12 protein-coding genes are annotated in these 14,522 nt (G+C 46.5%); 5 read left to right on the top strand and 7 right to left on the bottom strand.

Annotated elements, in window-relative coordinates:
* The first annotated feature begins 1 nt into the window (after position 1).
* Positions 2-262: a hypothetical protein gene (locus ACOJUN_RS10440; RefSeq protein ID WP_422136567.1), complete on the top strand. Its 261-nt coding sequence runs from the start codon at positions 2-4 to the stop codon at positions 260-262.
* A gap of 178 nt (positions 263-440) precedes the next feature.
* Here ACOJUN_RS10440 and ACOJUN_RS10435 read toward each other — a convergent pair whose 3' ends face one another.
* The gene (locus ACOJUN_RS10435; RefSeq protein ID WP_422136566.1) at positions 441-2,180 is read right to left on the bottom strand and encodes a hypothetical protein; all 1,740 of its coding nucleotides are present in this window, start codon (positions 2,178-2,180) and stop codon (positions 441-443) included.
* 156 nt (positions 2,181-2,336) lie between these two features.
* On the opposite strand from ACOJUN_RS10435, the gene ACOJUN_RS10430 reads away from it, so the two are divergent.
* Positions 2,337-2,591, top strand: a complete 255-nt coding sequence (locus ACOJUN_RS10430; protein WP_422136565.1) for a hypothetical protein — start codon at positions 2,337-2,339, stop codon at positions 2,589-2,591.
* 11 nt (positions 2,592-2,602) lie between these two features.
* On the opposite strand, the gene ACOJUN_RS10425 is transcribed toward ACOJUN_RS10430, so the two are convergent.
* Both ACOJUN_RS10425 and ACOJUN_RS10420 read right to left on the bottom strand, forming a co-directional pair.
* Complete coding sequence (locus ACOJUN_RS10425) at positions 2,603-3,481, bottom strand: hypothetical protein (RefSeq protein ID WP_422136564.1); 879 nt, start codon at positions 3,479-3,481, stop codon at positions 2,603-2,605.
* An 84-nt stretch (positions 3,482-3,565) separates the two neighbouring features.
* The gene (locus ACOJUN_RS10420; protein ID WP_422136563.1) at positions 3,566-4,918 is read right to left on the bottom strand and encodes an aspartate/glutamate racemase family protein; all 1,353 of its coding nucleotides are present in this window, start codon (positions 4,916-4,918) and stop codon (positions 3,566-3,568) included.
* 428 nt (positions 4,919-5,346) lie between these two features.
* Here ACOJUN_RS10420 and ACOJUN_RS10415 point away from each other — a divergent pair, with 428 nt between their 5' ends.
* The 3 genes from ACOJUN_RS10415 (at position 5,347) to ACOJUN_RS10405 (ending at position 8,864) form a co-directional block, all read left to right on the top strand.
* Positions 5,347-5,949, top strand: a complete 603-nt coding sequence (locus ACOJUN_RS10415; RefSeq protein ID WP_422136562.1) for an outer membrane protein — start codon at positions 5,347-5,349, stop codon at positions 5,947-5,949.
* A 422-nt stretch (positions 5,950-6,371) separates the two neighbouring features.
* Positions 6,372-8,297 (top strand): acetate--CoA ligase, encoded by a 1,926-nt coding sequence (acs, locus tag ACOJUN_RS10410; protein ID WP_422136561.1) that lies wholly within the window; start codon positions 6,372-6,374, stop codon positions 8,295-8,297.
* Positions 8,298-8,450: 153 nt separating this feature from the next.
* Positions 8,451-8,864: an AAA family ATPase gene (locus ACOJUN_RS10405; protein WP_422136560.1), complete on the top strand. Its 414-nt coding sequence runs from the start codon at positions 8,451-8,453 to the stop codon at positions 8,862-8,864.
* Between the two features lie 694 nt (positions 8,865-9,558).
* Here the strand turns inward: ACOJUN_RS10405 and ACOJUN_RS10400 are convergent.
* The 4 genes from ACOJUN_RS10400 to ACOJUN_RS10385 all read right to left on the bottom strand — a co-directional run bounded on the left by ACOJUN_RS10400 (position 9,559) and on the right by ACOJUN_RS10385 (position 14,491).
* Complete coding sequence (locus ACOJUN_RS10400; RefSeq protein WP_422136559.1) at positions 9,559-10,008, bottom strand: YaiI/YqxD family protein; 450 nt, start codon at positions 10,006-10,008, stop codon at positions 9,559-9,561.
* Positions 10,009-10,082: 74 nt separating this feature from the next.
* Positions 10,083-11,459, bottom strand: coding sequence for a sodium-dependent transporter (locus ACOJUN_RS10395; protein WP_422136558.1), 1,377 nt, complete (start codon positions 11,457-11,459; stop codon positions 10,083-10,085).
* A 315-nt stretch (positions 11,460-11,774) separates the two neighbouring features.
* The gene (yciH, locus tag ACOJUN_RS10390) at positions 11,775-12,086 is read right to left on the bottom strand and encodes a stress response translation initiation inhibitor YciH (protein ID WP_422136557.1); all 312 of its coding nucleotides are present in this window, start codon (positions 12,084-12,086) and stop codon (positions 11,775-11,777) included.
* Between the two features lie 299 nt (positions 12,087-12,385).
* Positions 12,386-14,491: a GMC family oxidoreductase gene (locus ACOJUN_RS10385; RefSeq protein ID WP_422136556.1), complete on the bottom strand. Its 2,106-nt coding sequence runs from the start codon at positions 14,489-14,491 to the stop codon at positions 12,386-12,388.
* Positions 14,492-14,522: the final 31 nt, after the last annotated feature.

Raw genomic sequence — 14,522 nt, 5'->3', positions numbered from 1 at the left:
TTTGTTTTCAACGACCCTGAAAAAGACGGGTAATTATTTTGTAGGACTGGTCGGCGTCATTGCTGTTTTACTGATCGTCATCCAGTTCATTCCTGCACTCAGTAAAAACCCGTCTACCACCTCGGCTCCCGAACTCCGTCGCGCAAATGAACTTCATGACTTTGTTGAACGATTACCGGGATCTTTATGTCCGTATATCCCCTGTTACATGGCTGAAGCTGCTCCTGCGGAAGGAGGAGGCGGTGGTTCATCATTTCTATAAATTACCTCATAGTACTTGAGAGGCATTCCAATATAATTTCCGTAGGCATTAATGATTGCTTCAATCGTATGAAAGTAAAGTTTGCTATGACCAATTATGCTAAAAAAAACGCCTTCTCCTAAGTACAATTAATCTCTCTGCTCCTTTGTTATAGGCAATAACTGCGGCCATCGCTGATTTATTTTCTCTGCCCCTGGCAGTCCCTGTCCAACAACTCAATATTTAATTTCATCGACAGTAGAGTAGCAGCCAGGTTCACCTTGTTACGGAGAGTTCCATCGACGGTTAACAGGCCCCGAGTTTCATCGATCACCTGCTTCACCTCCTTTTGACGTTCTTCAGGAAATTGCTCCAGCAACCGATTCAGGTTCTGCTGTCCCTGGGTCAGGTGTGCAAACCTCAGAGGAAACTGGCGTAACTGATACAATTGAACCAAATCTGGTTCCAACCCCGATTCCTTCCAGGTTCGGAGCGCCATAACAATAAAGAAGTCGAGGTCCAGCGCATCAAAGGCAGGTTTGTCTGCTGTTTCGATAAAGTCCTTAATCTCACCATTAATTACTAATCGACCCAATTGTTTGGCCGACTCCAGATACATTATCTGCAATAAAAACGACATTGTAATATCTTTAGTAAGGGATTCTTTGTCCGCATAATAAACGTTTTGATCCAAGACAGGGAATTCCAACAATGTTTCCAAATCGTGCATCATAAATGACTCACAACCAAAGTCAGTAACCTGGCGTCGAGGCAGAAAATAAAAACGGGAATCAGTGAAGCCGTGATATTTTATCGCCAGCGTCAACGCTAAACTGACAAAATGCGACATGGGTGAATAAGTTTTTTCTGCCTGAAAGCGCTTAAAAATACTCAGACTATCAACGAAAAAAAACTGATAATGCCCTTCACTATTTCTCCTGGTAGAAACAACACAGACATGACCTGTTTTATCCTGAAAAACATAATTTTTTGGTTCTTCTACAGTAATGAATGGCAGCTGGGTTATAAACAATGCAAGTAGCTGACGAAGACACTGATGGGAACCAAGATAAACATTCATGAGTTTTATAATGTTCGGCTTGGCAGTACCCACAAGTCTGTCAGCTGGCTCATAGTTGGGCAACCCTTCAGGTAACTCAGACTCAGGGAGCACAACTTCGGTAAATAATCTGATTAAGACTGCTGGCAATGTCTTAAACGCAGGATAGTCTAATGAAATATGTGTCAATTCACCTTTTTCCAGCTTTCCGGGAAAATGAAGCTGAAGCAGCCTCAAAATCCCTTTCCAACGGTATTCCTTGTTCTCCAGGAAACCTTTTTCTTCCAAAAGATTGGGGTTTGCCCGATACAATTCCTGCAATTCTGCATAAAAGTCATCAATATTTTTTTTCTGATCCATTGTTTTCAATGACTTTTCAGCAGCCTTAAGTATTTCTTTCAGTTTTTCAAGATGCCTGACATAACTCTCATCGTTTCCGAAAGCCGATGCTGATGCTGCACCAGAGCTTGAGGAATCTGAATAGCCAGAACTACTCTGCCCTTTATTACTTTGCTTTTTACTTTGTTGCTTATGCTGCGGTGATGGTGATTTAACATCGGTTTTAGACTGTTCCCTGTTTTCGTTGCCAAAACGGTTTAATTCGAATGGATAGGCAGAAAACACCGTTCCTTTATCTGGCTGTAATCCTCTCAATTCAGAGACAGTCGAACTGACTATCGAACCTTTTTTTCCCTTCTGAAACAACAAAAGCGGAACAACCTTAGTCTTGGGCAAACGAATAGGGTCGGATAAAAAAGAGGAAAAAATCGCATCAATGCCAACGCCAGAGATCATTGACGAAACGTAAGAAATTGCAGCCTGACTGCCAGCTGACAAAATAATGCTGCCATAAATAAAGACACAGCACATATTCTTCATTATTGATAACCAAGCTCCAATAGAAGAAAAAGGATTATTCTAGACAAAAAGCTCAGATTTTCCTGACTCTGGGATAACTTCTTTAATTGACTCGTTCCCATGTTTAATTTCAAGTGATCTGTCAGTCTGATATGCATTCCCACGCTGGGGAGGGTGTTGCGAAACTTCAACAGCTCGTTCTCACGCTCTGAAGTCGTCATTCCCGCGAAGGCGGGAATCCACACTGACTCACCACCAGAACCATACTGCCCGGTGCTCCCCTGGCCTTGTCCTCCCCGAGAAGGGAGAAATCCATCGTTGGCGCTGGATTCCCGCCTTCGCGGGAATGACGAACTCAGAGCATGGGAACGAGCTGTTGGAGTTTTGCGACACCCTCTGGAGCGTGGGAACGAGCCAATTCCGTATGGCTGAATACTTATAAGCTAGCGACCAGATGAACGATCTTGGCATTTCAGCCAATGGTCATTTAGTTTGCATGCAGAGGCCCGTTCTGGCGTATATTTGCTTACCAGTATTTGCGAGTTTTCAAAGTGAGCAGAGGAGTCCCAGCCCCAAACTTTCCAAGTAACCTGGAACCTCACCGGTACTCCGCTGTATTTCGAGTCAGGCAGTACATAGTAGAAGTCCTGGAAATTGCCTCCATAGTAGGGTCCGTCTCCGTGTTTGGTGTGTTGGCCGTCAATGTAAAGGTCAACATCAATTACGCGTGCTTCCTGACCACGATTATTATTCCAGAAGATGTGCACTACCTGGTTGGCACAGAATTCCCCTGCCGTTCCACTGTGGCATTTTGGTATCGACGGAAGCCCTATGGTTCCAGGATCGCCTGCGTATATGGGTCCATCTTCACCGTATCCGCCCGGATTGTGGGAATCATCTCTGGATTTAAAATATAAATCCCGGGTGACGCGTCCCAAGTGACCACTTGATTCTCTGTAGGAGTAGGTAGCCCTGAAGTAATAAGTCTTACCGGGTTTTACCCGATAGTAGAAACCATTCAAGAACGATCCGATGCTAGCCATCTGAGTGTAACCTTCCGACAGGTCATATGCGTTCTTGGCGACATGAACCATAGTATGGACCATGGTAATATCACTATGCGCACTGAAATCAGCCATGCCAATCTGCACGATATCACCAGTGCATATCTGGTTGTGGGGGCAGTCAGCACTATACACAGACAAGGGGACGCCGTCGTGCTCCTTAGCGTGACTGTTAAGCTCCGCATTAGCCACTTGCATCCCTGCGAAACACGACAGCACGAACAATAAAAGACTTTTAAAAAATTTTGCGTGATTCATGAGCTTGAACTTCTTAAACCTTAGGAGAGTTAAGCGTGTTAAGGTTAGCTTCGTTTTAACCCCCTCACACGAAAAAACATTCGGTCAGATTTCAACATATGCCTCAGTTAGCTTATCGGCGAATATTTCGGCGAATACGGCCTCCGTATTCACAAGGTTAACCTGTAACTCTGCTTCGAGTTCTTCCATTTTTTCTTTACCCAGAGCCATTGGTAGCTCTGTGCAACCTAACAGCACGTGCCCCACTTCCCTGCCCGCCTTTCTCTCACTGTTGACGTATTGACGGATCATCGAAGACAGCTCCTCCTGCTTATCGCTCCCCCCCGTTCTCTTTGTATGATCTATCAGCTGTTGCAAAACTTTCTGGTCAGTTTGTGACAGGTTAATCGAATCTACCCCCTGCTGCCTGAGAGTCAGAGAATAAAGTTTGTTTTTATAAGCTTGCGTCGTTTCCAGAACCAATGTCGTCGTGTTTTTAGAGGGCACCTGATCTTTTGCAATTCTGCTCGCTATCTGATCCACCAGATGCAAAAGTGGCTTTATGCCCAGTTTTTTTAATGTGGGGCATTTGGCATGTGCCGCATTACTGGCTATTACGTAGCTCCGGTGCCGACGGGCTGCAAATGTTCGAATGTTATCTATGAAGCTGGAACCACTGGCAATCACTTCCCACAAGGTCCGGGGTGGTGGGCAGGAAAACAGGTTCATTACCAGATGATCTTTATCTCCTCCTTTTGTGAAAAAATCATCCAAAGCTCTGGTCACTATTTTGGCATCTGACAGCGGACCCATACCGCCAAGAACCCCCAGCTGGCTACGTTGGCAATTGTTTTTTCGAGCGGATTTACCAACGATATGAAGGTCGATGGTTGGCCTTTGGCTTTCCTTAGGGATGAGCTTTGCGATGGTTTGCTGTAGATCGTTGTAATAGCTTATCTGGTCAGGCTCTATTTCAAGACTGATCCGTTGTTGACAGTATTTTTTTCTTGGCTGAATACTGTGTTCGGAAATCACTCGCCGGGTCCAGTCATGCTCAGTTTCACTCTTTTGCGGCTTAGTGGACAACAGTTGCTGATCAACCTCTTGCAGAATTGCCGCCAGTTTCTCTCCTCGCTCTCTACTGCTTTGAAAAGCCAGCAACTGTGCCTTCTGGTCAACGCTAATATATCCTTCTCTGGCCAGTTGGTTGATGCTAATGGATTGTTTGAGCTTGGTGCCATCAGGTTGAACGACCGTAATATTTCGATCTTTTATTAATCCAAAGGAAAATACCGTTCTCAATGCCTGAACGATATTTGAAGATTTTGCTTTTTCACCAAGGGATAAGTATGGCGGCTTTACCAGAGCGGTTGTTGTGACGCTGCGTCCTTTGGTGTGGCCCGTGCTTGCCTTTGCTGAAGACTTTCTACTGACCTTTTCGACTGGGTTCGAAGGCATGCTTTTTTGAGAACCAATTTTCATGCTGCCTTGTGTCCCGGCTTATTTTCTCCTGTAATTTTCTCGGCTTGCAGGGAATTATCTTTATCAGAAACGATGAGGTACTCAACCATACGAAATCATATTTTCTGACTTATTGTTCAGGCACTCGCGGCAACTGCTCCTGCGTTGCTCTAGCTCCTGCATCCATGCAGTCGTGATGCGTTGCAACTCTGGTCACATAGCTTGCTATGTTCCCGTCGTTGCGCCTTGCAGAGCACCTGCCCAATAAGCCAGAAATATTCGATTCCGTATGGCTGAGTACTTATTCCTTGAGGTTTGCTTATTGGTTTATCCAATGCTGTCTTGCAATGTAAAAAAACCACACTGAGATTCAGGTAGCACATACTTATGGCGGTGTTCAGTCAACAACACTGAGGAAGGTAATTATGAGAATAATCATGATAGCTATAGCCCTGACCTTTGCAGGTTCTGCGCTTGCATCTGAAGAGGGTTTCTATATTGGCGCTAAAGCTGGCTATGAATCAATCAGCAGTAAGATGGAGTACGGATCACTGAAGATTGATTCTTTTGGTAATCAGGGGAGTATCTATGGTGCTTTTGTCGGTTATAACTTCCCTGTTGACCGTGCTATGTATGTGGGACTGGAGGCTGAATATAACCATCACACAACCAAGGCTGAGTATAAGTTGAGTTCCTTTGAAGAAGAGGTCCGGTTTAAAGATGAATATGGTGCAAGCCTGATTATAGGCCACGCTTACAGTGAGACTGTAAACGTCTATGGTCGTTTCGGAATGAGTAAATTAAAGTCAGAAGCTAAAACCTCTGACGGGAATAAAGGGGATGACAAGGTTACCGGCTGGCATGGTGGCTTCGGTGTCGAATTTAAAAATGAAGCCGGTCTCCCCCTGTCACTCAGGGCTGAATACCGATATAGCCAGTTCGATGACATTGATTATGACTATGGAGCTGAAGTAGAAAACAAACCAGAAGCGCATTCGATGTCTCTCAGTGCCATCTATAGTTTTTGACAATTTCTGAATAAACAAACAACCAAAAAACCAGACAAACCGACTGTAAGTTAATGTTGCAGCTTGATCATTTTCAGGACTCTGAAAAAGACGACAGGAAGCGTGGACGCTGCATTTAACGGAAAGGGCGAAATTCTCTATCCATAGCCTCTCATCGGAAGCGTAGCGACGGGGACACCCTGACCTTTGGAGGTATGGATGGAGAATTTCACGAGTTTAGTTAAAAAGTGGCCCAGCATGCTCATCTACTTCCTGTAACTTGCGCTTTTTCACTACTTTTGCGACACCCTATTCAGGTAGGGGAGGATGTCAGTCGCTTGCCCCTCTCAAGGAGATGGTCAAAAAAGCCAGGATATAATGCCCGCAAACGCACTCACTTCTATACTGGGTTAACTTTATAAAAACGAGGCAGGTGAGAGGCCATGACCCAGGCAACGATCTACCCGGTTTCCGAGGCTTTTCAAGACTCATGGATGAGCGAAGAAAAATATCAGGCGCTCTATCACTATTCTCTGGAGAATCCGGAAGCGTTCTGGGGTAAAAAGGCTGAACGCTATCTGGACTGGTATCGCCCCTGGGATGCCATTTATGAAGGCGACTTCAACAGCTGTGAAGTGAGCTGGTTTAAAGGTGGACAGCTGAATGCCAGCGTCAACTGCATAGACAGACACCTGGAAAATCGTGCCGACCGGGTAGCCATTATCTGGGAAGGTGACACGCCAGACCTGCAGCGTAAAATTACCTATCAGGAAATGCATGATGAGGTCTGCAGGCTGGCCAATGGCTTAAAGGCGCGAGGTGTCAACCGAGGGGACAGGGTTTGTATCTATATGCCCATGGTTCCTGAGGCCGTTTATGCCATGCTTGCCTGTGCACGCATTGGCGCTGTTCACTCCGTAGTCTTTGGCGGCTTCTCTCCAAACTCCCTTCGTGACCGTATTCTCGACTGTGGCTGCCGGGCAGTGATCACTGCTGATGAGGGCGTTCGGGGAGGGAAACATATCCCTCTCAAAAAGAATACCGATGAAGCTCTGAAAGACTGTCCTGATGTCAGTACTGTAGTGGTTTATGAGAGAACCGGAGCGAGGATTGAATGGCAGGAAGGACGCGACATTTCTTATCAGGAGCTGACAACAGACCAGCCCGTTACCTGTGAACCTGAGATCATGGAATCTGAAGATCCCCTCTTTATTCTTTATACTTCCGGCTCCACCGGAAAACCTAAAGGTGTCCTCCACAGCACAGCGGGTTATCTGCTTCATACCACGGTCACATTTCACTACGTTTTTGATTACCACGAAGGTGACATTTTCTGGTGTGGTGCTGATGTAGGCTGGATTACCGGCCACTCCTATATTGCCTATGGTCCTTTATCCAACGGTGCCACTATGGTCATGTATGAGGGGGTCCCCTTTTGGCCCGATGCTTCTAGAATCTGGGAAATTGTAGATCGTCACCGGGTGAATACACTCTATATAGCGCCTACGGCAATCCGGGCTCTGATGGCCAAGGGGGATGAATACGTTAAACGAACTTCACGAGCCAGTCTGAAAATTCTGGGAACCGTGGGCGAACCCATTAATCCGGAAGCCTGGCATTGGTACTACCAGATCGTGGGAGAAGAACGCTGTCCCATTATCGATTCCTGGTGGCAGACAGAAACGGGTGGCATGATGATTACGCCTTTGCCGGGAGCCACCGCGTTAAAACCCGGGTATGCAACACGGCCTTTCCTGGGCATCCGTACTGCCATTCTGGATAATGAGGGTAATGAGGTTGTCGGGCCCGGTCAGGGAAGTCTGGTGATCACTGGTTCCTGGCCAGGTCAGATCAGAACCGTCTATGGCAATCATCAGCGAGCAATTGACACTTACTTCAGCCAGTATCCGGGTTATTACTTCACGGGAGACGGAGCCCGCAGGGATGAAAATGGCTATTACCAGATCACAGGCAGAATGGATGATGTAATTAATGTTGCGGGTCACCGACTGGGCACGGCAGAAGTAGAAAGCGCCCTGGTATTGCATGAGGCGATTGCAGAAGCAGCCGTAGTGGGAATTCCTCATCCAGTGAAGGGTGAAACTGTTTATGCCTTCATGACACCCATGGACGGTATTGAAATCAACGATGACTTGATGGAGGAACTTTCAAATCTGGTAGCCAGTGAAATCGGCTCATTCGCTCGCCCGGAGATACTTCACCCATGCCCTGCCCTGCCCAAGACCCGCTCTGGCAAAATCATGCGACGCATCTTGCGTAAACTGGCCCAGGGCGAGAAAGATAATCTGGGTGACTTGAGTACACTGGCTGATCCGGCGGTGGTCAAGCAGCTGCTAAGTTCCACTTAAAAGCCCTGTTTCAATGCTCCCTTTTGATCGAATTAGTTTGTTTCTGAAGCGAGGCTTTATTAGATATAGTTCTAATTTCATAGAACTATATCTGTATTCCTATTCATGTAGAATTCTAAAAAAATGTCTCACTACAGTTAGAGTTCATACGCTATGGCACTTATTGAAGGTCTAAAAATCCGTAACTTCAGATCATTACGAGATGTGACTCTTGGAAAAACCTGGCAGGATAGACAACGAAAGTCACTTACCCCTCTGACAGTCGTAGTAGGCAAGAATGGCGTTGGAAAAAGCTCTTTGTTCGATGCTTTTGGTTTTCTTGCAGATTGCCTGAAATTCGGCGTTGATGAGGCATGTCATAGAAATGGACGAGGTGGATTTGAACGCCTCAGATCAGGAGGATCGGATAATAACATCGAGTTTGAAATCTACTATAGAGAATCCTCAAACGAACGCCCTATCACGTATGAATTATCTATTGGTACTGATCGTCATGGAAGACCTATAGTTGCTAGGAGCCTGACCGAGAATAGACTGCCCTACTGTGGCGGCAGCAAATTGGTCTGAAAATCCGCTTTTGTTCGTCAAATAGCTCGCTATTCTCCTCACAAAACCGAATTTTCATCCTCAATTTTCTGCCGTCCTCGCTACGGGCGCTATTCTCGGTCAGGCTCCTAGCAGCCTGTCGGACTTAAGACTGTCCTACTGCGGTTGCAATAAATTGGTCTAAAAATCCCTGTTTCTTCGTCAAATAGCTCGCTATTCTCCTCAGAAACAGAGATTTTTATCCTCAATTTCTTGCAATCCTCGCTACGGACACTTAAGTCCGACAGGCTGCTAGCGGGCGACTCAGACAGAGACGGAGAGGCCAAAAAAACAGGCTGGCCATTCTCTTTTCTGGAGCTCAATAATGGGTCTGGCAAGGAAGCCAAGCATGCATTTTGAAATTCTGGTTGAAGGTCAAACTGAGCTAACAGCCTTGTCAGACTAAGGGCATATTCCAAAGCACCCAATGAGGATAGAGCTGTAGTTGTTCTTCCGGATCTTGATGACAAAAATCAAGCAGCTATTTCTGAAGAATTGAACAGCTTACTGGCCTGGTGTGAAAATAACTTCACTGCTGACTTTGAAGGACCACACTCTCTGGATAAAAAGAAAGAATGGTCCAAAAAGATCCCACCGCATATGGATATTGATAAAAATCAATCTCCCAGCTTCCAGAATTTTGTCAAATGCCTTCGAGCAAATTTATGATGAACGCTCAGCGCTGAACCTTTGCCAGCCACTTATCCAGCTGGTTGGCAAACTGCTGGCGATCACTCTGGCTCAGTGCCGGAGGCCCGCCGGATTCAATACCACTGGCGCGAAGTGTATCCATGAAGTCACGCATGTTCAGCCTTGCCCGAATATTGTCTTCTGTGAACAGTTCACCACGAGGACTCAACGCAGCAGCACCTTTTTCAATCACTTCGGCGGCCAGAGGAATATCGCTGGTGATAACCAGGTCTCCTGACTCGGCTCTTTTAACAATCTCATTGTCTGCCACATCAAAGCCGGAGGCGACCTGCAGGGATTTTATAAAGCGTGACCCCGGAACCCTGAGTGGCTGGTTGGCCACCAGAGTCAGTGGGGTTTCGGTTCGGTCGGCGGCTCTGAATAGTATTTCCTTGATCACCACCGGGCAGGCATCGGCATCAACCCAAATTTTCATTCTGTGAGAAAGCTCTTAACCCGGAAACCAGGAACCTGTACTTAATACCATTTCGGTCTGAATTCCGGTTATCATCAAAAAGTGAAAAAGATCAGGACCATCACCATGAACGGGCAGAAAAACCGGATGTACCAGGGCCAGATCTTCCAGAAAAGACTGTGCTCAATATCCGGATATCCTTTCTGCAGTTCTTTCAGTTTTTGATCTCTGGACCATATCCAGGCCGCATAGATACAGACGACCAGGCTTAACAGAGGCATAGCATAGCGGGTTGTCAGGTTGACCACAAAGTCAAAGAGCACATCAAACCAGATCATCACGCAGACACTAACCCCGAAAGTAATCAGCGAGATCAGCCAGGAGCTGGCAGTCCTGCGGACATGAAGTCGTCTCTGAAAAACCGCTACCGGTACTTCCAGAATCGAAACTGCTGAGGTCAAAGCCGTAATGGTTAATAAAAGAAAGAAGGCCAGGGAAAGCAAAATACCCGGTGAACCAAACTGAAGAAAGAGCTGTGGCAAAACATCAAACACCAGCTTGTCGGCGCTTTTCAGAGCACCCTCTGCGGTGTAGATATCAATTCCGTGATTCAGCGCAACAAACATACCCGGAATAATCAGCAAACCGGCCATCACTGCGACCAGCGTATCAGTGACGGCAACACTGGCAGCCATCACCGGAATATTACAGTCGCGGGTCAGGTAGGCACCATAAACCACCATGATGCCTACCCCCAGAGACATGGAGAAAAATGACTGACCCAGGGCACTGATCAGAAGATCCTTATTCAACAATTTGGAAAAATCAGGCAGCACAAAATACCGAAGACCTTTCAGGGCTCCTTCCTGTGTCATGGTGAAACCGATCAGCAGCAGAATCAGCAGCACCAGCATTGGCATCAGACGGCTGCACCATTTCTCAATGCCATCAGCAACACCGCCGGAGACAATGGCCGCTACTATGACCATGAATGCACAGGCCGCTATCATGGTGGGCAAAGGATTAAATGAAGTCAGTGAGGTGGCCAGACTGTCCAGACCCAGAGCCACCGCTATGGGAGCCAGACCAAAACAGATGATCCAGCCGGAAATGATGGCGTAAAAGGTATAGATCAGCAGAACTGTGACTGTTGAAACCCAGCCAGTCAGCTTACCCAGCAGCTTGAAAAAATATCTGTTGCTGACACTTGCGAGGGTACTAACCGGGTCTGAGCGACCATAACGGCCAATTACCAGTTCAGCCACCAGCATCGGCCAGGCAAGGAGGAAAGAGAAACAAAGGTAGATTAGAACGAAGGCAGCACCACCATTGTCGGCAGTCTGGGCAGGGAATCCCCAAATATTGCCTATACCTACAGCGGAGCCCACAGCCGCAAGATAGAAACCCAGTCTGGATGTAAACTGTGGAGCATTCTCCGGAGTCTGTCCGTACGCAGTGTTTTCATGGTCCATTCAAGTGTACCTTTTTATGCCATGAAAAATAATGTCCTTCACTCATGGCTATTTGTACCGAGAAAATCTCATCCATCCGGGATGAAAAATTTCCTTACAAAAACGTCCTTATTCGTTGTATCTCCCCGGAGCACTGCATGAACTTAGTACACATGTACAACATAAAGCCCGAAGACTGAGTCTATATCTCAAAGAAAACATTTATCCAGTGTATACAAAACAAACAGATTGAGAGAATTATTTTTTAATTCTCCAAAAAAAAAGGCGCTTTCAGGAAAAAAAAGAGCGTTTTTTTCCGTGAAGTTTTTGTCGAAGTTAACCGCCAGATCGCTTGGCATCGTAGCCAGCTTTCTTGAGCACATCGACCATGACATCCACATGATCTCCCTGCAGCTCGATATTGCCGTCTTTTACAGAACCACCACCGCCGCAGCGCTTTTTCAATGTTTTGGCGTAGGCCTTGAGGTCATTACCCGCAAGAGGCAAGCCACTGATCACTGTGACCACTTTACCACCACGACCTTTCTTTTCAGGGCGGACACGGACGTTGCCATCACCCACTTCTTCCCTGGGCTTTTCTTCCTTGATGCGACCCTTATCGGTCGAATAAACCAGTTTGCTGCTCATTCTTCACCTCAATCTCTTTTCAGCCAGCCTTTTTCCGTGACTTGCTCAATCTCACCAGAAAGAGCAGAAAGCCCATCACTTTCAGAGGCTGTCGCAAAAATATAGCTGCCATGCTTTTCGGCTCTGTCGGTCCCAGCGCAAAAAACCATAGGCTATCTCAAGTTGCAGAGCCCGGTTTTCAGGATGATAAAATTCCCACGCGGAATGAAGGAAAGAGCTGTTGCAGTTTTGCGACACCCTCGAAAGGACAGCGAGGGTGTCAGATGAATCTGGACAATACAAATCTTGGTAATGCTTGTCTAGTTTGCCTTGTCGATATTGTGAGCGGCTTTTTCAGCCATTATGTAAACAGCAAGTACCGGGAAAGTACCCACATGTCTTGGGAATACTGATGCATCAACGACGCGCAAATTTTCGATACCTCGCACACGAAAGTCACTATCGAGCACCGAAAAAGTATCTTCTTCTCTACCGATGGCGGCAGTACTGAATGCGTGATGGCCCCAGGCTCGATCTCTAATTGCCTGCTTGAGTTCCTCATCGGATTGCAACGATCTCCCCGGCCAGACTTCCTGGTATTGCGTTCCATAAGTAGCTTCTGCGTTCTGAACAATATCACGCACCAATTTCACGCCCGCAAGAACACCTGCCAGGTCAGTCTCACCGGAATTCGGATTTCCACCCAGTTCTAATGTGTTCTTATTACCGTCTTCGAAGGAGTTGTAATTAACTGAAGGTCGATCAAAAGGACTATCCGTTTTAAGTGTTACAACACCACCACGGTTTTCATTATGACCTTTCAATACCACCCAGGTGAATCGTTTTGGTTGAAGTCCTGCCGCACTGTAGCCATCAAAGTAACCCGTAAACTGATTAACCAGGCCAAAGATATGCAGGTCCTCTTCAGGCTTGTCGGCTGAAGACTTTGTCAGTATCGACGTAAAGCTTAGATTAGTCGATAACACCGATTTCTCGCTTTGTGTGTTCAGCGCCTTCGCACCCGTCAAATACGCTACACAGCCTTCACCAAGAATATTACTCAACAATGAAAAACAATTCTCGATCCACTCCAGTTTGGCGGGTGCCTCATATACCATGCCGACTTCATATCGATCCTGAAGATTTCTCCCTACTCCCGGTAATGCATGGCGCAGGGAAATGTTGATATCAGCTCGATTAAATACTTCAGGATCACCAATACCGGACAACATAAGCAGCTGCGGTGTATTGTAGGCACCAGCCGCCAGAATTATCTCTTTAGCAGCAAAGACTTGATCACGAGTTTGGCCCGAAGCATCCTTATGAGTTTGATCAGCTTTGTATGCACCTTCAGCCACTACATACTCAACCCCCGTCGCTTTCTTGCTATCCTGACTATCAAACAACACCTTTGTGACCAAAGAATTGTACTGGACAACTAACAGCGGACTATCATTGTCATAGTCCCAGAGACCATCACTTTTACACTTATTTTCACGCTGACCGTCCGACAATCCGTCTGGATTTAAGGGATCTTCCATACAGGCGCTTGCCAAGATTCGTTCACGAACACTCGCCCTGAAGCCATCATTGTGAGCCACAGGCAACACCCACATGCCTTCTTCCTCGTTAGCTACCGATGCTTCCAGAAGGTTATTGTCGTTCAGATTTTCAACGATGGATTTATTACTGTCAAAATTAGGAGGATTCACAACTGATACTGCAGACTCGACCATCTCTTGAACATATTGACCATGTACATCATTAACCAGCCAGTCCGCTTCATATTTTTCAATAGAAGCCCAATCGTAGAGAATAGGCAGATAAGTACTATTTATATTGCTAGCCGACCAAGAGTCATCGCCCGTCAATTGAGCCAAGGAATCCCAGTCTGAATTTTTTGGCAGCACGTTGATCATGGCATTGTTCGCTGAAGAACCACCTATCCCTGTGCCTCGAGGATAAAAAATGCCTTCTCGCGAGGTTCCGGAGGGACAGTCACAGTTGCCATTGTCCTGAACAATACAGCTCACGCGCTTCCCGGGATCATCATTGATCCGACACATCGCATTAGAGTTACGTGCAGCCTTCGCTGGGTCACTGTAATGTTCGACATAATAAGACCAACTTCTGCCCGGCTTTTCACTTGCAAAGGGGTGATTGGCAGGAATGGGGTAGGTTGGGTTTCTATCAGCCGGATCACCACCTGCATCGATGAGTAATACTGAATGCCCCAGGTGCGCCAGTCGTGATGCAACAGTTCCACCACCTGAACCAGCACCTACGACAACAAAGTCATACTCGGGTTCGGGTTCGCAATAAAATATCATGCAGTACAAATCAGAACTGGAAATTGCTTCAGCAGCACTGGACCAACCTGAAGTTATAATGGCCAGGAAAAATAGACTAAATCTTGTTAGCTTCACTTAAACAGCCTTTTAATAATATTTTAATTAT

This window comes from Endozoicomonas sp. ALD040 (assembly GCF_049275945.1).
Taxonomy (GTDB): Bacteria; Pseudomonadota; Gammaproteobacteria; order Pseudomonadales; family Endozoicomonadaceae; genus Endozoicomonas_A.
The sequence above is the reverse complement of the archived record's forward strand: the minus strand, read 5'-3'. Positions and strand labels throughout refer to the sequence as shown.